Source organism: Deltaproteobacteria bacterium, from assembly GCA_026712905.1.
GTDB lineage: Bacteria > Desulfobacterota > Binatia > UBA9968 > JAJDTQ01 > JAJDTQ01.
Genome location: JAPOPM010000108.1, coordinates 1 through 18,790, shown reverse-complemented (window position 1 = coordinate 18,790; position 18,790 = coordinate 1). Strand labels below are relative to the sequence as shown.

General features: G+C 68.8%; 16 protein-coding genes. 5 read left to right on the top strand and 11 right to left on the bottom strand.

Annotated elements, in window-relative coordinates:
* Nucleotides 1–150: 150 nt before the first annotated feature.
* The 11 genes from OXF11_08375 to OXF11_08325 all read right to left on the bottom strand — a co-directional run bounded on the left by OXF11_08375 (nt 151) and on the right by OXF11_08325 (nt 13,635).
* On the bottom strand, nt 151–999 hold the full coding sequence (locus tag OXF11_08375; protein ID MCY4487115.1) for a universal stress protein: 849 nt from the start codon (nt 997–999) through the stop codon (nt 151–153).
* On the bottom strand, nt 996–3,407 hold the full coding sequence (locus OXF11_08370; GenBank protein ID MCY4487114.1) for an ATP-binding protein: 2,412 nt from the start codon (nt 3,405–3,407) through the stop codon (nt 996–998). Before OXF11_08370 ends, OXF11_08375 begins: the two co-directional genes overlap by 4 nt.
* A 33-nt stretch (nt 3,408–3,440) precedes the next feature.
* Complete coding sequence (locus OXF11_08365) at nt 3,441–4,268, bottom strand: SAM-dependent methyltransferase (GenBank protein ID MCY4487113.1); 828 nt, start codon at nt 4,266–4,268, stop codon at nt 3,441–3,443.
* Between the two features lie 102 nt (nt 4,269–4,370).
* Nucleotides 4,371–4,919 carry a hypothetical protein gene (locus OXF11_08360; protein ID MCY4487112.1) on the bottom strand — a complete coding sequence of 183 codons (549 nt, stop codon included), beginning with the start codon at nt 4,917–4,919 and terminating at the stop codon, nt 4,371–4,373.
* A gap of 64 nt (nt 4,920–4,983) precedes the next feature.
* Complete coding sequence (locus OXF11_08355) at nt 4,984–6,435, bottom strand: amidase (GenBank protein MCY4487111.1); 1,452 nt, start codon at nt 6,433–6,435, stop codon at nt 4,984–4,986.
* A 46-nt stretch (nt 6,436–6,481) separates the two neighbouring features.
* A complete protein-coding gene (locus OXF11_08350; GenBank protein ID MCY4487110.1) occupies nt 6,482–7,369 on the bottom strand; it encodes a dienelactone hydrolase family protein in 888 nt (295 codons plus the stop codon).
* Between the two features lie 273 nt (nt 7,370–7,642).
* Nucleotides 7,643–8,110, bottom strand: a complete 468-nt coding sequence (locus tag OXF11_08345; GenBank protein ID MCY4487109.1) for a winged helix-turn-helix transcriptional regulator — start codon at nt 8,108–8,110, stop codon at nt 7,643–7,645.
* Between the two features lie 148 nt (nt 8,111–8,258).
* Nucleotides 8,259–9,407: a carotenoid 1,2-hydratase gene (locus OXF11_08340; GenBank protein MCY4487108.1), complete on the bottom strand. Its 1,149-nt coding sequence runs from the start codon at nt 9,405–9,407 to the stop codon at nt 8,259–8,261.
* On the bottom strand, nt 9,394–11,925 hold the full coding sequence (locus OXF11_08335) for an FtsX-like permease family protein (protein ID MCY4487107.1): 2,532 nt from the start codon (nt 11,923–11,925) through the stop codon (nt 9,394–9,396). Before OXF11_08335 ends, OXF11_08340 begins: the two co-directional genes overlap by 14 nt.
* A gap of 115 nt (nt 11,926–12,040) precedes the next feature.
* Entirely contained in the window at nt 12,041–12,739 is a 699-nt protein-coding gene (locus tag OXF11_08330; protein ID MCY4487106.1) for an ABC transporter ATP-binding protein, read from the bottom strand.
* A 2-nt stretch (nt 12,740–12,741) separates the two neighbouring features.
* Nucleotides 12,742–13,635: a TIGR01777 family oxidoreductase gene (locus OXF11_08325; GenBank protein ID MCY4487105.1), complete on the bottom strand. Its 894-nt coding sequence runs from the start codon at nt 13,633–13,635 to the stop codon at nt 12,742–12,744.
* Nucleotides 13,636–13,784: 149 nt separating this feature from the next.
* Here OXF11_08325 and trpB point away from each other — a divergent pair, with 149 nt between their 5' ends.
* From trpB to OXF11_08300, 5 genes are all read left to right on the top strand, one after another.
* The gene (gene trpB, locus OXF11_08320) at nt 13,785–15,032 is read left to right on the top strand and encodes a tryptophan synthase subunit beta (GenBank protein ID MCY4487104.1); all 1,248 of its coding nucleotides are present in this window, start codon (nt 13,785–13,787) and stop codon (nt 15,030–15,032) included.
* Entirely contained in the window at nt 15,029–15,805 is a 777-nt protein-coding gene (gene trpA, locus OXF11_08315; GenBank protein MCY4487103.1) for a tryptophan synthase subunit alpha, read from the top strand. The genes trpB and trpA overlap by 4 nt, the downstream gene beginning before the upstream one ends.
* A 36-nt stretch (nt 15,806–15,841) precedes the next feature.
* Entirely contained in the window at nt 15,842–16,792 is a 951-nt protein-coding gene (locus OXF11_08310; GenBank protein MCY4487102.1) for a zinc-binding dehydrogenase, read from the top strand.
* A gap of 216 nt (nt 16,793–17,008) precedes the next feature.
* Nucleotides 17,009–17,956: a 2-dehydropantoate 2-reductase gene (locus OXF11_08305; GenBank protein ID MCY4487101.1), complete on the top strand. Its 948-nt coding sequence runs from the start codon at nt 17,009–17,011 to the stop codon at nt 17,954–17,956.
* Nucleotides 17,953–18,654, top strand: a complete 702-nt coding sequence (locus OXF11_08300; protein ID MCY4487100.1) for an alpha/beta hydrolase fold domain-containing protein — start codon at nt 17,953–17,955, stop codon at nt 18,652–18,654. The genes OXF11_08305 and OXF11_08300 overlap by 4 nt, the downstream gene beginning before the upstream one ends.
* Nucleotides 18,655–18,790: the final 136 nt, after the last annotated feature.

The following is an 18,790-nucleotide window of genomic DNA, read 5'->3' as shown; positions in this document are numbered from 1 at the left end:
CTGCGCCGTAGAAGACTGGTTGAATTGTCACGCCCCCGGATCGTCATTCCCGCGAAAGCGGGAATCCAGGGGTGGTGGGGCGAGGAACATGCCGCTATACCCCGCCCAACCCCTGGATTCCCGCTTTCGCGGGAATGACGAATACGGGACTTAGCGCACGATCAGGACGGGACAGGTGATGGATTCGAGGACTTCCCGTTGGCGGGGTGTGTCGAGGGCGGGGCAGTCGGCGGCCATGACCAGCACGCCGGCGCCGGCTTCGCCGGCGAGGCGGCACACCTCGGGTGCGCGCGGGCGGACGCCGTAGAGGAACCGGGGACTGACGCCCCGCGCGGCGAGACGGTCTTCCACCTGCCGGCGCAGGGTCTCGGCCTCGACCGGGTCGTCGGCAAGGATGAGCACGGCGAGCCGGCCCTCGTGCAGGCCGAAGAAGTACAGCCCGGCGTCCAGGGCGTGCCACGAGCCGGCGCCGCCGTCGTGGCATACCAGCGGGACGCCGGCCAACAAGGCCCCGGGCTTCGATACCAGTACGGAGCGGGGAGCGCGTTCGGCCACCTCCCGGGCCACGTGGGTGGACCGGGCAGCGCCCCACCGAGAGCGGGTCTCGGAGTTGACGATGAGGAGGTCGCCGCCGCCCGCCGCCGTCACCACCTCGACATCCACCTGCCCCTCGGCCGTGCGAAAGGAGTAGCTCACGTGCACCCGCTCGGCGGCCGCGGCCAGAGCGCGCCGGGCGGCGAACTCCCGCGTCCGGATGTCGGCCTCGAGCGCGTCCGCGGTGAAGTCGCGTCCCTGCCCGGTGGGAAACTGGATCTCCCGGCCCACGGGCAGGCTGGCCAGCCGCAAAAGGTTGATATCCCGTATGAAGACCCCCTCCAACTCCGCGTGGAGGCGCGCCGCGAGCCGGGCCGCCGCTTCGAGGACCTCCGCGGCCGCGCGCGAACCGTCGATGGCCACCACGATGCGGCGCACGTCGAAGGCCGGAACCGGACGGCTCATGGACTCGGCTCCCGATCTCGCCCGCTCGTGGCGAAGTCCCGGGCGTTGTGGGCGAACTCGAGCAGCGTCGCCTGCGCGCGCCCATTGACCGTGTCGGCCGGGAAGTTTCCCTGGTCGTCGGCAACACCCGCGTCCACGCCCGTGAGCAGCTCGATGCCCTGGTCGATGGTCTCTACCGGAAAGACGTGGAACCTGCCCTGGGCGGCCGCCTCCACCACGTCCCGTCGCAGCATCAGGTGCTTGACGTTGGCGGAGGGGATCAGCACCCCCTGGCGGCCGGTGAGGCCGCGCGCGACGCAGATGTCGAAGAAGCCCTCGATCTTCTCGTTGACCCCGCCGATGGCCTGGACCTGGCCGTGCTGGTTGACCGAGCCGGTGACCGCCAGGGATTGGCGGATGGGCACGCCGGAGAGGGCCGACAGGAGCGCGTAGAGCTCGGTGGAGGAGGCGCTGTCGCCGTCCCCCCCGCCGTAGGACTGCTCGAAAACCAGGCTCGCCGACAGGGCCAGCGGTTGGCGCCGGGCGAAGCGGGCGCCGAGAAAGCCCGACAGGATCAGCACGCCCTTGGAGTGCAGCGGCCCGCCCATCTCCACCTCGCGCTCGATGTCCAGGACCTCGCCGCGGCCCAGGCGCACCCGGGCGGTGATGCGGCTGGGCTTGCCGAAGGCGAATTCGCCGAGTTGCAGCACGGAGAGGCCGTTCACCTGGCCCACCGCCTCGCCGTCGGTGTCGATAAGCAGCGTCTCGCGCAGGATTTGCTCCTGGCTGCGCTCGCGCACCCGGTCGGAGCGCCGGGTCTGGGCGTCGATGGCCCGTTCCACGTCCGCGACGGCGATCTCACCCCTGCCCTCCTGGCCGGCCCAGTAGTCGGCCTCGTAGAGCAGGTCGCCGATGGCGCGCAGGCGCAGGGTCAGGCGCTCCGAATCGGCGGCCAGCCGCGCCGCCCGCTCGATGACGCGCGCGGTGGCTTCCCGCGAGAGCGTCCGCAGCCCCTCGCGGCTCGCGGTGTCGGCGATCATACGGGCGTAACGCGCGGTGTTGCCCTGGTTGCGCGGCACCTGGTCGTCGAAGTCCGCGGCCACCTTGAAGAGTTCCGGGAAGTCGGGATCCGACTGGCTCAACAGGTAATAGATCATGGGGTCGCCCAGCAGCACCACCTTCACGTCCAGGGGGATGGGCTCGGGCTGCAAGGTGACGGTATTGGCGAAGCCAAGGGCTTCGGTGAGCCCCTGGATGCGGATCTCGTTGGACTGGAGCGCGCGCTTGATCTCCTCCCAGATGATGGGCTGCATGAACAGCTTGCGCGCGTCCACCAACAGGAAGCCGCCGTTGGCGGCGTGCAGCGCGCCCGGCTTGATGAGGCTGAAGTCGGTGGTGAGGGCGCCGAACCGGGCCATCTGCTCGATGCGGCCCATGACGTTGCTCGGAGTGGGCAGGTCCTCGTAGACCACGGGCGCGCCCTGCCGCCGCCCGTTGTCGACGACGACGTTCACCTGGTAGCGGCGAAAGGACGGCTCCCGCCGGGTCTCGCGCCCCGGCACCCCGTCCTGCTGTGGCGCCGGCGGTTCGGCGGCGTGGAACTCCTCGGCGTTCTCCTGAAGGTCCGCGCGCACCTGCTCGATGTAGTCCATGACCTCGGGCAGGTCGTCGTAGTCCTTGCCCAGCTCCTCGATGAACAGGGCCACCGCGTGGCTCACCACCTCCTGGTTGAGGCCGCGCATCCGCTCGTGCCGCTCGCGCTCCCATTGCGGCGCCTTCTTGAGAATCTCCTGAAGCTCCTTCTCCAGCTCGGCGATGTCCGCGCGCATTTTCGCCTGGGTCTCCTCGGGCCACTGGCGAAAGGCTTCCGGGCTCACCACCTCGCCCTTGGAGGCGGGCGCCAGGGCGAGGCCCGAGGGCGTGCGGATCAGGCCTACGCCGCGCGCCTGGGCGTGTTCCTGCAGCTCGTTGAACCCGGCCTCCTGGCGCTGGCTGAACTCGGCCTGAAGGGCGTGGGCGCGGGCCTGGTACTCTTCGCTCTCGAAGGCCGCGGGAATGGCGGCGCGCAACTCCCGGATCAGCTTCTCCATGTCGGCGCGGAGCCGGCAGCCCCGGCCGGCCGGCAGCCGCAGCGCGCGCGGCTTGTGCGTTTCCTGGAAGTTGTGGACGTAGCACCAGTCGGGCGGCACCGGCATGGCCGCCGCGGCTTGCTCGATGTAGCGCCGCACGAGCGGGTACTTGCCGATGCCGGGCGCGCCATGAGCGAAGATATTGTAGCCGTGGCGCCGGATGCCGACGCCGAACCGAACCGCGTCCAGCGCCCGCTCCTGGCCGAGGCCGTCCGTTGCCGCACCCGCCTCGCGGGATGACGGCAGGTCCGCCGGATCACACTTCGTGTAGAGCCGATCCGGCGTCAGGGGCTTCGGCATCTCGCTCACCGGTTCGTACGCAAGCGCGGAAGCTCAGGCCGCCCCGTTGGCGAGGATGCCGTGAAGGTACAGATGCAGCTCGGGGATTTCCTCGGGCGCGTCGGGCGCCACGCGTCTGCCGAAATCGAAAAGGCTGGCGAGCTCGACCGCCTTGAGGCCGGTGCGTTCCTCGAGAACGGAGAGGTCGTCGAAACCCGTGACCCACTTCACCTTCAGGGTGTTCTCGAACGCGTCGGTGGTGGCGGTGATGTCGTCGTCGCCGGTGGTGCGGTCGATGACGCTCTTCGCGAAAAAGTCGAACGCGATCCTGAAGGACGGGATTCCCTCGCGCAGGCGGTTGAGGAAGCCGTAGATCAAGTCCTCCGGCAGGTACATGGTGTTGCCTTCCCAGATGATCAGCATCGGCGCATCGAGGTCCAACCCCGCCTCCGCCAGCTTCGCGGGCAGATCCACCTCGAGATAGTTGCACGGGATGCCCGCGCACGGGGTCACGCCGTGGGCCTCCAGCACCCGGCCCTTGAACGCCAGCACCGCCGGTTGATCGACGTCGCAGAAACGCACGCCCTCGGCCTGAAACATGTGCGGCCGCATGTCGAACCCGGAGCCCAGGATGACGACCTGCCGCATGCCGTTGCCGATCTCGTTACGGATGACCTCATCGAAAAGCGCGGAACGGTAGCGCACGAGTTCCAATCCTGCCGGCAAGACCGCGAACACCTGCCGGACCTTGGTCCGGATCTCGTCGTTAACGAACCACTCCGCGTAGGGGTCCTTGAACAGCGGATGCTCTCGGTCCTTCTCCTGCTCGCGAATTCCCGCGATGAAAAACGCGGTGGCGCCGACTTCGTTGATGTCCGCCATCAGTCTCCTCCTCTGGGTTTGACTTGGATCATTGCGAATCGGATGACCAGCAAAATTCTAGACTGTTCCGGGCCACCGCACAAACATGCCGGGAACCGTGCCTTATCCGCACTCGATGAAGAACAACGCCCACGGCCCGAGGCCGATCTCCTTGGCCGTGGCCGGGCGGTCGCCGGCAGGATCGAAGACCAGCCACAAAGGGCCCCGGTCGCCGATACCGAGGGGTCGGCCGTCGGCCCGGGTCGCCACCACCCACTCGCGCGCCTCCACGTCCTCCTTGGACAACTTGAAGCGGAACCCGTCGAGCGCCAGCACATCGAAGGTCCCGCCGCGGCAACCCGCGGCGTTCAGAACATCAACCAAGAGGGGGCCGGACGCGGTCCTGGGACCGGCCCAATCCGTATCGGCCCGGACCTCCCTGACGCCCAGGCGTTCCAGCATGGGCCGATCGAATACGAACGCCTTGTCGAACGTGCGCTTGTGATGCTTGAGGAACATGTCGCGCTGCTCGTCGTAGGCGGGCCGGTTGGCCGCCACGATATCGCCCGCGACGGTCAGTACCACGGGCCCGGCGGGCATTTCCGCGGCTCCGGAAACGCATCCGACGAGCCACACGAACAGCGCGACGGCGAGGGCTGAAGGCGTCTTCATGGGATCCTGCGTGTCAACTCCGTCGGTCCTCTTGGCCGGCGATTGGGTTCGCCGTCAAGGCCCATCAATCGTAACCCATTGGAGACACGAAACCACGGTAGGTCTTCTCCAGCAGCCGCGCGAACTGAATACAGGTGAGGTCGCCGTACTGCGGGCCGATGATCTGGATGCCTACCGGAAGCCCCTCGCCGTTGACACCGATGGGCGCCACCGCCGAGGGCAGCCAGGCGAGATTGGCGTAGCCCGGCAACGAGACCTGGTTCATGAACGGCTGCATCACGCCGTCCACCGGCACCGTGCGTTGGTACGGCGGCGTGTGGTCGTGGCCCATGGCCGCCGACACCGTGATGGGGGCCAGCAGGAGGTCGTGGCGCTGGAAGAACGCGTGCCACCGCCAGCGGATGCGATGCCGGATCTCGTCCAGGCGAAGCCAGTCCCGGTGCGGCAACGTGACGCCGCGAAGCATGCGCGCCCGCTTGCTGTCATCGTCCACGGACAGCCTCTGCCGCGCTCGGAGATTGGCGGCGAACTCCGCGTCCGTCTGACTCCCGGAGGTGGCGGCCCGCAGCAGCACGTCAAAGACCCGGTGCGAGTCGGCCGCGTCGAAATCGGGGCGGGCGCCGACGGCGACCTTCACCCTTTGTTGGCGCAGGAAGCGCGCCAGCGCCCGATGCAGGCCGCCGATCGCGCTCGCCGTGGGCACGGTCTCGTCTTCCAGCAGGATGGAGACCCGATAGTCTTCCAGCTTCTTCTTGCGCGGCGCCGGCAGAACCAGCCGGACGCCGGCGGCGTCGATCTCGTCCGGACCTGCGATCACCGACAGCAGGAGTGACAGATCCGCCGCGCTCCGCGCCAGCGGCCCGATGACGAGCATGTCCAGAGGCGCCCGGTTGCCGTCCAGCGCGTGCCCGTCCGTGGGGCAGATGCCCATCGTCGGCTTGTGCGAGAACAGGCCGCAGTAGGCCGCCGGGTTTCGCACCGAACCCGCGATGTCGCTGCCCATCTCCAGCGCGGTCAGGCCCGCCGCCAGCGCCGCCGACGCGCCGCCCGAGGAGCCGCCCGGCGCCCGGTCGAGGTCCCAAGGGTTGCGCGTGGTGCCGTAGATGTCGTTGAAGCTCTGGGCGTCCGCGAGCCGGATGGGCACGTTGGTCTTGCCGAAGATCACCGCCCCCGCGTCGCGCAGCCGCTTCACCGACAACGCGTCCGTCCGGGCGATGTTGTCCCGCCGCGCCGGCACCCCCCAAGTGGTGGGCAGACCCGCCACGTCGAAGGAATCCTTCACGGTCATGGGCAGCCCGTGCAGCGGTCCCCACACCTCGCCCCGCGCCAGCGCCCGGTCCGCCGCCCGCGCCCGCCGGCGCGCTTTGGGGATGTCCGTGGCGATGATCGCGTTGAGCGCCGGGTTGAACCGCTCGACCCGCGCCAGGTAGTGGTCCAGCAATTCGACGCAGCCGACCCTGCGCCGGCGGACGAGACTCGCCAGTCGGGTTGCCGAGCGCCAAGCCAGGTCGGTCACGGACGCACTCCGTCGGGTCTCCCTGCGCGCAACGGCAACCCCTCGACTACGACAGGTGCTGCTTGAAGAAGGCCACCGTACGCTCCCATGCGAGCTTGGCGGCCGCCTCATCGTAGCGCGGCGTCGAGTTGTTGTGGAAGCCGTGGCGCGTGCCGGGGTAGACATGCGCCTCAAGCGACACGCCGTTGGCTTTCAGGGCGGCCTCGTAGGCCGGAGCCTGCTTGTTGATGCGCGGGTCGTTTTCCGCGTAGTGGATCAGCAGCGCCGCCTTGATCTTGGCGACGTCGTCGGCCGACTTCGGGGCCGAGCCATAGAACGGCACGCCGGCGCTCAAGTCGCTGCCCATCTGCACCGCGAGAAAATTGACCACGCCGCCGCCGAAGCAGAAACCGGTGGCGCCCAGCTTCCCGTTGGACAACTCGTGCGCCTTGAGATACCGGGCGCTGTTGAGAAGGTCCGTGCGCAGCTTGCCGCGGTCGAGGCTCCGCTGCATTCTCTTGCCGTCGTCGTCATTGCCGGGATAGCCGCCGATGGGCGCAAGACCGTCCGGCGCCATGGCGAGGAACCCCGCCACCGCGGCACGCCGTGCGACATCCTCGATATGCGGATTCAGGCCGCGGTTCTCGTGAATGACGAGAACCGCGGGAAACGGGCCCGCCCCGGCCGGCTGGACCAGATAGCCGCGCATCTTGCCGGAGTTGCCGCCGGGCGAATCGTGCGTGACATAGCGCGCCTTGATGCGCTTGTCGGTAAAGGAGATCGTCTGCGCCCTTGCGTAGCGCGGCAGCATCGCCTCGGCCATGGCAAGCGCCGACACGCCTCCGACCACCGCGATGGTGGCGGCGCGCCGAAAGAACTCACGGCGGTCCATCATGCTGTGGCAATACTCGTCATACAGATCGTAGACCTGCGGGTCGATCAGATGCTTTTCCATGAGACACTCCTCTCCTTCAATCCGGTTTGCGTCGGTTCGAAGTGTTGCCGCGTACAACGACCACGAAACCCGATCCCGTCCTGCGACCATTATAGGGCGGAGAATCCAAGACACAATACGAAGACCGAAACGCGCCAACGTTACTCGTTGCCGATGAAGAACAGCGCCCAGGTCGCGGTCAGTCCGGTCGCCGACATAGCGGTAGTCCAGTTGGTCGCGGAACAGGGCGATCACCCGATCCTGGGTGGACGCGCTCGGGTTGGCCCACGCTTGTCACTTCAGAACTTCCCAGTGGCCGCCTTTACGGGGGCCGACACGGCGAAGCCGCCCTTCATTGATCAGTTTGGCGCTTGCTCGCTCAACAGTCCGGACTGACTTGCCGATTTGAGCGGCTACTTCAACCAAGGTCAGGTGCGGGTGTTTCCGAAGCAGTTCGACGATCCTACCCGGCGTTTCTACCGGCGTTTCTACCGACATTTCTACCGACGATTTCTCTGAGTGTTCCCCTTCCTTCATCGCATGAGGCGCAGTCGGCAGATGCGCAGGGTTCGCACGGAAGGTCAGCATCAGGCCGGACATGCTGCTGTCATAAAGGGGCGGATCAATGCCATGCTCGCGGCACTCGCGATTGATCTTCTCGATGCCGCGACCCCAGGCCTCGATGTAACCGGCGCGAAAGAAGGCGCCGGCGATGAGCGGGTTGTAGTACGGAAAGCGCGGGGTCCGGAAGCTCCATGCCATATCTCAACCAATTGAAATCACGGCGTTTTCCACATTGACCATCCATTTCGTCCGAAAAGGGGAAACCTACCGCCATACGATCCTCCGACATGGCTCAACTTGGCACCGAAGACACGCTCCGCTTTTTCACGGCCCTACGACCCGGAACTCACATCGGCGGCCTGCTGTTCTCGCCGTAGCCCGTCAGTTCCACGTAACCCTGCCCGATGCGCCTTCCCTTCCCGTCGTCTACTCTGACGGATCCTTCCCAGTAGAACAGGTTCGGGATCAGCGCGCTGCGGTTCTCTTGATCCGCGAGCCTGGGGGTGATGACGGTGTGGATTCCGGCGGTGGGGACGTCGAGGGTCCAGGCAGCGGGATAGGGGGTGCCGGTGGCGGGGCTTGTCCATCGGCCGGTGGCGTCCAGGTTCCATTCGGTGGGGTTCAGGTAACGGACGGCACCCTCGAGGTCCACTACGGTGGCGCCGGCGTGGTGGGTGGCGCCGTCGCGGTTGCGGAGGAGATAGAGCATGACCTCACGCCCGTCATCGAGCTGCAGGCTGAACCAGTCCCAGCCGACGGTGTCCTCGCCGAGCTGGTTGGAGCCGAACTCCTTGTCCATCCAGCTCGTGCCGCCGACGTTCCACTCCTTGCCATCCAGGCGGATGGTGCCGGTGGCGGTCATGCGGGTGTAGCTGTAGTAGTGGCTAGCCTCCGTGGCGCCCTCCCCTTTCCGGCTCAGGCCGCCGGGGCCCTGGAACACCAGGGGCTTCACGGGGCGGGTGGCAAGGCTGAAGCCGAAGCCCTTGCCGGCGTCGGCCATGGTGAAGTCGAAGCCGTTGCCGTTCCAGTGGAGTTGCCACGCGTCGGGCGTCCCGGTCGGGCCGACGCTCCAGGCCAGGCGCGGGTCGGGGTAGCGGCCGAACCCGCCGAGGAGCGGGGCGGCGCGGACCACGAGCTCGCTGAAGCGGTGGGCGCCGTTGTCCAGATCCGTAACGGCGGCATGGCCCATGATGAGGTTGCCGGCGGCCCAGGCGGAGCCGGACGGCGGCGTTTCCCGGGACATGCCGATCCTGAAGAAGGTGAACTGGAATCCGAAACGGCGGGCGGGTTCCTCTACGGAGCGCAGGTGGCCGGTGAAGTACCACCATTCGGTCTTGTAGTCGTCGTGGGCCCAGTGGTCCCGCGGGAAGGACCACTCGTAACCGGGTTGAGCCGGGGTCCAGGCGTGGGCGGCGGGACCGACCCAGAGGATGACACAGGCGAGCGCGAGGATGCAGTCCGCCGGACCGATCGCGCTCCCCTTACGCATCCGCATGACACAACTCGTTGGCCGGCGTGCGGCTGGCCTTGAACGCCGGGTACAGGCTCGCCAGCACCGCCGCGCAGACGATGGCGAGGGCTTGGCCCGTGAGGGTCAGCCACGGCCAGGTCCACTCGATGCTCCAGCCGAAGTAGCTCTTCTGGATGACGAAGATCAGCACCACCCCGAGGCCGGTGCCGGCGGCGAAGCCCATGGCCAGGCCGAGGAACGCCATGGCGGCGCCCTTGCTCACGAACAGCAGGAACACCTGCCGGCGGTAGGCCCCGAGGGTGCGGTAGAGGGCGATCTCGCTGGCCTTCTCCTGGGCCACCACCAGCAGCGTCAGGGTGATGGCGCAGGCGGCGATGATGAGGCTCATGACCTGGAGGATGCGCGTCACCGCGAAGGTCTGGTCGAAGACGTGGAGCACGTCGTCCTTGAGATGCTGGTTGCTGCGCACACGCAGGAAGCCGCTGGGGTGACGGCTCTCGATGGCCGCGGCCACGGCTTCCGGGTCGGCGCCGGGCTTGAGGTGCAGCGCGACGCTGGTGAGGCGGCCGGCGCCCAGGGTTTCGGCCATGAGGCCCAGGTCCATGGTGACGGAGCCGCCCTCGGTGTAGTCGCGGTAGACGCCGGCAACCGGGAGGCGCACGGGTCCCAGCGGCCCTTCGATCGCCACCGTGTCGCCCACCGCCAGGGAGGCGCTCTGGGACAGCGGTTCGCCGACGAGGACGCCCTGTTCCCGGAGCGCCCGCGCCACCGCGTCGCCGCCGGAGAGGAGCCCCAGGCGCCGCTGCTCGGCGGGGCGATTCAGGTCCACGGCCACCACGGCCACGCGGCGGCCGCCCACGGGCAGGAACAGGCGGCGCAGCGGATCGACGCCGCGCACCTCGGGCGCGCGCGCCAGCCGCTCCACGAGATCCGCGCTCAGGGTGGAGTGCGGCCCGGCCCTTGCCCCGACCGTGGCGGTGACGTACACGTCGGCGCGCAGCGAGCGGTCCACCCAGCGCACCAGGGTCTCGCGAAAGCTCCCCACCAGCAACGTGATGCCCACCAGCAGGCACACGGCCATGGACAGGGACGATACCGAGAACGAGGTGTTGGCCAGAGTGGCGCCGAGGCTGCGGACGCCGTAGCGGAAGCCGAAGTCCGGCACCCGCACGCGCGCGGTGAGACGCTGCACCAGCCAGGGGGCGACCAGCGGCAGACACAGCATCATGACGGTGGACAGGACAAATCCCGACGGACGCCAGCGCCAGCCCGCGAGCCAGTACCACGCCACCGCCCCGGCCACCAGCGCGAGGCCGATGCGGAAGAGCACGCGGGCGCGGGCGCCGCCGGCCGACTGCGCCGGGTAGGTGTCCAGCAGCGTGCGCGTGTCCCGGCGCCATACGTCCAGGGCGGGCAGCAGCGTGCCGCTGAGAGCGCCCCCCAGGCCCGCGAACACCGCCAGCGCCAAGGTGTCTCCGGAGACCTCCAGCGATTCGATTTCCCGGAGCATGTAGACGTTGGTCAGGGTGGAGCTTACCGCGTCCAGGTTCCAGATGGCGGTCCAGTAGCCCGCGACGATGCCGATGGCCACCCCCAGGACACCGAGCAGCGCGGCCTCGCCCAGGATCAGCGCCAGCACCTGGGCCGGGGTGGAGCCCAGGGAACGCAGCACGCCGAACTCCCGGCGCTGCCACACGAGGCACGCGCGCATGCTGCTGAACACCAGGAACGTGCCCACCAGCAGACTCACCATGCTCAAGGCGGTGAGGTTCAGGCGGAAGGCGCCGAGGAGCTGCCGCGCCTGCCCCGTACGCTCCGACGGCGTGGCCGCGTCCGCCCGGCCGCCGAGCCGGTCTTCGATACGTGCCGCCAGGGCCGGCAGGTCGGCGCCGTCCACGGCCTCGACGCCGATACGGTGCAGGATGCCGGTACCGCCGAACAGGGACTGCGCCTCGGCGATGTCCATCACCAGGGCACGGCGGCTCCCGCCCGCGCCCCAGCGCTGGAAGTCCACCAGCGCGCCGACGTGGAGTGCCCGGACCTGCTCGCGATCACGGACTTCGACGCGGTCGCCGACGGACCATCCCATGGCGGCGGCCAGCTCCGGGGTGGCCGCCGCCCAGCCGCGCCGGCGTGCCGCGGCACCGGCCTCTGCTTCGGGCGGCAGACCCGAGAGCGCGTCCCAGAACTCCGGGGAAGGCCCCAGCAGATCGATGCCCAGGAGGCGCACGAAGGAATCGGGCCGCCCCTCCACCGCCACCGTGCTCTCGAACACCGGCCAGGCCGCGGCCACCCCCGTCGTGCCCCGGACGAGCGGGTAGAACGCGTCCGGCAGAGTGCCGGCCTTGCCGGTCACGACCACGTCGGCGGCGCCGCCGATGGTGCGCACGCCCGCGGCGAACGAGGCCACCGCGCTCTGGTTGAGGATGCGGATGCTGATGACCGAGGCCACCCCCAGGGCCACGCCCAGGACGGTCAGGCCGTAGAGCACCGGATTGGTGCGCCAGTGGGCGGATACGGTCTTGCAGAAGTAGCGCAGCATGGTCCGGACCTACGGTCCCGTGTCACGAAACAAGCTCATGAGTCCACCGGTGCCCGCGGACAAGACATCGTCGACTCCGCTCGGCACGAGCGGGGGAGTTTCCACGCACACGACACTATACCGCGGTGTCGGTTTCCGCCTCCAGGATGCCGCTGTGGAGGCGCAGGGTGCGATCGGCCATGGCCGCCAGCTCGCGGCTGTGGGTGGCGTAGACCAGGGTGGCGCCCTCCTCCGCCACCATCCGGAGCATGAGGTCCATGACCACTTGGCCGCTGGCGTCGTCGAGGCTGCCGGTGGGTTCGTCCGCCAGGAGCAAGCGCGGCCGGCGCAGCAGTGCCCGGCAGATGGCCACCCGCTGCATCTCGCCGCCGCTCAGTCCGGCCACCGGGTCGTCGGCCCGGTCCGGCAGGGCCACCCGCTCCAGCAGCGCCGCCACCCGTTCGCGGTAGTCACGCTCCCGGGTCCCGGCGATGAGGTCCGGCAGGGCCACGTTGTCGCGCACGGTCAGGTGGGGCAGGAGATGGAAGAGCTGGAAGACGAAGCCGATGTCGCGCCGGCGCAGCCGCGTGCGCTCGGTCTCGCCGAGGCCGTTCAGCGCCGCCCCATACACCGCCACCGACCCACGGCTGGGCACGTCGATACCGGCCGCCAGGTGCAGCAGCGTGGACTTGCCGCTGCCGCTACGGCCGACGATGGCCACGGTCTTGCCCGCGGCGATGTCGAACGTGACGTCGCGCAACGCGTAGCGCTCCGCGGAGCCCGCCCCGTCGTACACCTTCGAGACGTTGTTGAAGCTGAGCGCGGCCCCGTCCATGGTCACGCGCCAACCACGTGGCGCAAACCTTCTTCGAGCGAACCGTGGCGGAACGCGTAGCCGGATTCCAGAAGGGCGGCGGGCCTCACCCGGGTGCTGGCCAGCAGGAGCGCGTCGGCCATCTCGCCGAAGGCCAGCCGGGCGGCGAACGCGGGCAGGGGGAACAGGGTGGGACGCCGCAGCACGCGGCCGAGGGTCTTGGTGAACTCGTGGTTGGTCACCGCCGCCGGCGCCACCACGTTCACCGGTCCGGCCGCCGTCTCCGTGGCCACCAAGTGGCCGAGGGCCGCCACGGTGTCGTCCAGGGTGATCCAGCTCATGTACTGCCGGCCGTTGCCGATGATGCCGCCGGCCCCGAGTTTGAAGGGCGTGAGCATCTTGGCGAGAGCCCCGCCGCCCGTGCTCAGTACCACGCCCAGGCGCGCGTGGACGACGCGGATGCCCTTCCCTTTCGCCGCTTCCGTGGCCGCCTCCCACTCGCGGCACACGTCGGGAAGGAAGCCGGCACCGGCCGGACTGGCCTCGGTGAGCTCCTCGTCGCCGCGGTCACCGTAGAAGCCTACGGCCGAGGCCGACACCAGCACCCGCGGCGGCCGCTCCAGGCCCGCCAATGTCTCGGCCAGCAAACGCGTACCGCGCACCCGGCTGTTCCGGATGCGGCGCTTCTTCTCCGCGCTCCAGCGTCCCGTGGCGATGTTCTCGCCCGCCAGGTGGACCACCGCGTCGACGCCCTCCAATGCTCCGGCGTCCAGGACACCGCGTTCCGGATTCCAACGCACATCCCCTGCCTCCGGCGCGGTCCGCCCCAGCCGCACCACCTCATGGCCGCCGCCGGCAAGCAACGGCAACAACGCGCCGCCCACCAGTCCCGTTGCTCCAGTCACCAAAATCTTCATCGGCGAACCTCCCTACGTTGTCCCCTTCCATGATAGCACCTGCCCCCCATTTGCAAGGCATCCGCGCGCTGTTTGACTTACCTGGCCTGTCTCCTTAAACCTTCGTAGGCGGAGTTTGAACTCCGTAGCCCACTGTCCGTTCTCCAACCATGCTTGAAAATCTCCTGAAGAACGTGGAAGAGCGCACCGGGTACTTCGGTGCCTACGGAGGCGCATTTACGCCGGAGATCTTGCGAACGACCCTGGACGAGTTGATCGTGGCCTTCGACGACGCGCGCAAGGACCCGTCTTTCTGGGAGGAATTCCAGGCGGTCATGCGGTCCTACTCGTGCCGGCCGACGCCGATCACCCACCTGAAGAACCTGAGCGACGCGCTGGGCGGGCCGCAGATCTATCTCAAGCGGGAAGACCTCAACCAGACCGGCTCGCACAAGATCAACAACGTCATGGGACAGGGGCTGCTGGTGGCGCGCATGGGCAAGAAGCGCGTCATCGCCGAGACCGGCGCGGGCCAGCACGGCGTCGCCACCGCCACCATGGCCGCGCGGCTGGGGCTCGAGTGCACCATCTACATGGGCGCGGTGGACGTGGAACGGCAGCGCCCCAACGTGTTCTGGATGGAGCGGCTCGGGGCCAAGGTGGTGGCGGTGGAGGACGGCTCGGCCACCTTGAAGGACGCCATCAACCAGTGCCTGCGGGACTGGGCGTTCTCCATGGACGACACCCACTACGTGCTCGGGACCGCGTGCGGGCCGCACCCGTTCCCGCAGATCGTCGCGTACTTCCAGCAGATCATCGGGCAGGAGTGCCGCGAGCAGATGACGGCGCTCACCGGACGCCTGCCGGACCGCGTGTACTGCTGCGTGGGCGGCGGCTCCAACGCCACCGGCACGTTCCTGGGCTTTCTGGACGACACGGAGGTGGAGTTGGTGGGTATGGAAGCCGGCGGCCAGGGGTTGGACAGCGGCCGCCACGCCGCCCGGTTGGCGGGCAACGGCGGCACTCCCGGGGTGGCCCAGGGATACAAGACCTACTTCCTGCAGGACGAGGAAGGACAGATGCGCCACACCCATTCGGTGGCCGCGGGCCTGGACTACATCGGCGTGAGCCCGATCCTGGCGTGCCTGCGGGAGAGCGGACGGGCGCGCTTCGAGGCGGCGACCGACGATGAGGTGCTGGAGGGTTTCCAGATGCTGCTGCGGCGGGAAGGCATCATCGCCGCCCTGGAGAGCGCACACGCGGTGGCCGGCGTCATCCGCGAGGCGCCGCGCATGCGCCACGACGAGACCGTGCTGGCGACCCTGTCGGGACGCGGCGACAAGGACATCTTCACCATCGCCGAGGCGCTGGACGACCCCGGCTGGCGGCGCTTCCTCGAGCGGAAGGCCGGCCGGTGAACCTGCGCGGCTACATACGGGACCGGCTCGGGACCCGGAAGCTCCTGCTCATGACCCACGTCATCGTGGGCTATCCGTCCCTCGACGTGAACTGGCGCATGCTGGAAGCGATGGCGCGCGCCGACGTGGACCTGGTGGAGCTGCAGATGCCCTTCAGCGAGCCCATCGCCGACGGACCGGTCTTCGCCCACGCCAACCAGGAAGCCCTCAAGCAGGGGCTGTCCACGGAGCAGTACTTCGACTTCATGGCGCGAGCGACCCGCGAGTTCGAGTTCCCGCACCTGATGATGGGTTACTACAACACCGTGTACCAGCTTACCCACCGCACCTTCTGCGAACGGCTGAGCGGGGCCGGCGGCGCGGGGTTCATCGTCCCCGACCTTCCCATCGAGGAGTACCACGACCTCGCTCCGCTGAGCGCGGCCAGCGCGTTGACGCCCGTGGCGCTGTTCACGCCCACCAACACCGACGCGCGCCTCGCCGAGATCGGCCGCCACGGACGCGGCTTCATCTACGGCGTGGCGCGGCGCGGCGTCACCGGCCGGCGCACGGACCTTCAGGCCGGCATCGACGCGCTGGTGACCCGCTACCGCGCGGCCACGGACCTGCCCCTGGCGCTGGGCTTCGGCATCACCGGCGGCGGCGACGTGCGCCAGCTCCACGGAAGCTGCGAGATCGCCATCGTGGGCTCCGCGCTCTTGGAACGCTGGGAGAACGGCGGCGAGGCCGGGTACGCGGCGTTCCTCCAGGAGTTGGGGGAGGCGCGTGGCTGAGCCTCGCGCGCGGGCCACACCGAGAGCAACACGAAGATGAAGGCGGTCTACATTCCTGAAACCGGCGGCCCGGAGGTACTGACCTACGGCGACGTCCCCGAGCCCGAGATCGGTGCCGGCGATCTGCTGGTCCGGGTTGGCGCGGCGGCGCTCAACCGCCGGGACCTGTTCGCGCGCGAAGGCAGCCACGGCGTCAAGCCGCCGCTGCCGCACGTGCCGGGCCTCGAAGTGGCCGGCGAGGTGGTGGAGGCCGGGGCGGAGGCGGACGGCTTCAAGGCCGGCGACCGGGTGCTGGGACGCTGCCGAGGCGGCGGCTACGCGGAGTTGGCGCGGATGGAGGCCGCCGACGCCTACGTCTTCCCGGAATGGATGTCCTTCGAGGAGGCCGCGTGCATCGCCGTGCCCTTCGGCACCGCATGGCGCATGCTGGTGGTACGGGCGAAAGTCCAGGCCGGCGAGGATGTCCTGGTCATCGCCGCGGGCAGCGGCATCGGTAGCGGTGCGATCCAGCTCTGCAAGCTCCTGGGCGCGCGGGTGATCACCACCGCCGGCGCCCAGTGGAAGCTCGACAAGGCCGCCGAGCTGGGCGCCGACGCGGGCATCAACTACAAGGAATTCCCCGAGTTCAGCAAGAAGGTCCAGGAGTTGACCGGCGGCGAGGGCGTCCACGTAATCTTCGAGCACGTGGGCGCGCCGGTGTGGCGCGAGTGCTTCGCCAGCCTGCGGCGCGGCGGCCGCTTCATCAACTCCGGGGTCACCGCCGGCCACCGGGTGGAACTGCACCTCGGGCAGCTCTGGACCCGGGAGCTGACCCTCATGGGCACCACCATGCGGCCGCGCGAGGACATGCCGGAGATCATGAAACTGGTGTACGAGCGCAAGCTGCACGGCGTCCTGTCCGAGGCGCTGCCGCTAAGCGAGGCCGCCCGCGCCCACGAGTTGATGGAGCGGAGCGAGTTCTTCGGCAAGATCGTGCTGGTGCCGTAGGAAGGCGACCCCACCGGACGCCCCGAGTCGTCATTCCCGCGGAAGCGGGAATCCAGGGGGCGTGGGGCGGGGAAGAACGCCGTTTGCCCCTCACCACCCCTGGATTCCCGCTTCCGCGGGAATGACGACTCGGGGCGTCCGGTGGGGTCTTTCACATCGACTACATTCACACAACTACATTCACACGACTACATTCGCGGTTTGAGGCAAAGGGTCATGCGGTTCGGTATCATGGGGACAGGCGGCGTGGGCGGTTACTTCGGCGGGTTGCTGGCCCGCGCTGGGCTGCCCGTTTGCTTCGTCGCACGGGGCAGCCACCTCCAGGCGCTGAGTGCACACGGCCTGCGCGTGGATTCCGTGGAGCCGGGCGGTTTCAACATCCGGGACGCGGTCTTCACCGATGATGCGGCCGAGGCGGGACCGTGCGACGTGATCCTGTACTGCGTCAAGACCCCGGCCAACGACTCGGCGATCCCGTTTATTCGGCCGATGGTGGGCGACGACTCGGTCGTCATCTCGCTGCAGAACGGCGTCGACAACGGCGAGTTGCTGGCCCGGGAATACGGTGAGCAGCGGGTGATGGAGGGCGCCGCCTACGTCTTCAGCGCAATCGTCGGACCGGGGCGGATCCACCAGACCGGCGGTCCGCGGCGGATCGTGTTCGGCGGCCTCGGCGGCGGGGCCAGCCCCAGGGGGGACGCTATCGCGACCGCCATGCGCGAGGCTGGGGTTGACGCACACCTTTCCGCCGACATCCGCGTCGAGCTGTGGAACAAGTTCATTCTGATCTGCGCGGTGAGCGGCATGACCGCGCTGACGCGGCGGCCGCTGGGGGAGATGCTCGGCTACGACGGCACCGCGCGCATGGCCCGAGAGGTCATGCGGGAGGTCTACCGGCTGGGTGTGGCCATGGGGATGCCGCTGGAACCCGAGTCCGACGCCGCCAACTACCGCTTCATGGCGCAACAGGATCCCTCCGGCAAGGGAAGCATGTGCCACGACGTGGAGGCGGGACGGCGCCTCGAGATCGACGCCCTGAACGGCTACGTCTCGCGCATGGGCCGCGTCCACGGCGTGGCCACGCCGCTCAACGACTACATCTACGACACGCTCAAGCTGGAGGACCTCCAGGCGGCGCGGCGGCTCGAGGAAGGAGGATCATGACGGCCCTCCGGCAACACACCGAGAAGATCGCCGTGGACCGGGGTATGGAGGTATCCGCGGTAACGGCGGAGCCCGCGGGCGACCGCGCCGGCGAGACCGACGTCATCGTGCTCGCCCACGGCGCGGGCGCGGACATGCACCACCCGTTCATGACCTTCTTCCACGAGGCCCTGGCCCGCGCCGGCTGGCTCGCGGTGAAGTTCAACTTCCCCTACAAGGAGCTGGGCCGGAAGGCACCCGACCCCGCCGCCCGCCTGGAAGACGCCTTCGAGCGGGTGTTGGAACACGTGCGCGGGACCCTGCGCCCGGCGCCGGAACGGCTCTTCATCGGCGGCAAGTCCATGGGCGGGCGCATCGCCGCCCACGTGGCGGCCAAGGCGGCGGACTCAGGGGAACCCAAGCTCGCCGGGCTCGTCTTCCTCGGCTACCCGCTGCACGCCCCCAAGCGCCACGACCGGCTCCGGGCCGACAACCTGATGAAGATCACCGCGCCCATGTTGTTCGCGGCAGGCACCAACGATCCATTCTGTCGTTTGGACCTGCTGGAAGAAGTGCTCAAGCAGGTCAAGGCGCCGACCCGAACCCACCTGATCGAAGGCGGCAACCACGACTTCCGCGTTCCCAAACGGCTGGGCCGCGAGCCCGAAACCGTCTGGCAGGAAGTCGTGGAAGCCATCTGCCGCTGGCGCTCCGGCTAGTGTGGTGTCTGGTTAATTCGCATAATAATATGCGGAGGATTTTTCGTTGTCGGCAAGGCGCGATGACGAGCAGTGGCGGGTACCACGCGAGGAAGACCCCGGGTCAAGGCCCGGGGTGACGTAACGCAGCCGACGG

Excerpts from the sequence above, each read along its gene's own strand:
- OXF11_08375 (MCY4487115.1), bottom strand. The coding sequence starts at position 999 with ATGAGCCGTCCGGTTCCGGCCTTCGACGTGCGCCGCATCGTGGTGGCC.
- OXF11_08370 (MCY4487114.1), bottom strand. The coding sequence starts at position 3,407 with ATGCCGAAGCCCCTGACGCCGGATCGGCTCTACACGAAGTGTGATCCG.
- OXF11_08365 (MCY4487113.1), bottom strand. The coding sequence starts at position 4,268 with ATGGCGGACATCAACGAAGTCGGCGCCACCGCGTTTTTCATCGCGGGA.
- OXF11_08360 (MCY4487112.1), bottom strand. The coding sequence starts at position 4,919 with ATGAAGACGCCTTCAGCCCTCGCCGTCGCGCTGTTCGTGTGGCTCGTC.
- OXF11_08350 (MCY4487110.1), bottom strand. The coding sequence starts at position 7,369 with ATGGAAAAGCATCTGATCGACCCGCAGGTCTACGATCTGTATGACGAG.
- OXF11_08345 (MCY4487109.1), bottom strand. The coding sequence starts at position 8,110 with ATGGCATGGAGCTTCCGGACCCCGCGCTTTCCGTACTACAACCCGCTC.
- OXF11_08340 (MCY4487108.1), bottom strand. The coding sequence starts at position 9,407 with ATGCGGATGCGTAAGGGGAGCGCGATCGGTCCGGCGGACTGCATCCTC.
- OXF11_08335 (MCY4487107.1), bottom strand. The coding sequence starts at position 11,925 with ATGCTGCGCTACTTCTGCAAGACCGTATCCGCCCACTGGCGCACCAAT.
- OXF11_08330 (MCY4487106.1), bottom strand. The coding sequence starts at position 12,739 with ATGGACGGGGCCGCGCTCAGCTTCAACAACGTCTCGAAGGTGTACGAC.
- OXF11_08325 (MCY4487105.1), bottom strand. The coding sequence starts at position 13,635 with ATGAAGATTTTGGTGACTGGAGCAACGGGACTGGTGGGCGGCGCGTTG.
- trpB (MCY4487104.1), top strand. The coding sequence starts at position 13,785 with ATGCTTGAAAATCTCCTGAAGAACGTGGAAGAGCGCACCGGGTACTTC.
- OXF11_08310 (MCY4487102.1), top strand. The coding sequence starts at position 15,842 with ATGAAGGCGGTCTACATTCCTGAAACCGGCGGCCCGGAGGTACTGACC.
- OXF11_08305 (MCY4487101.1), top strand. The coding sequence starts at position 17,009 with ATGCGGTTCGGTATCATGGGGACAGGCGGCGTGGGCGGTTACTTCGGC.
- OXF11_08300 (MCY4487100.1), top strand. The coding sequence starts at position 17,953 with ATGACGGCCCTCCGGCAACACACCGAGAAGATCGCCGTGGACCGGGGT.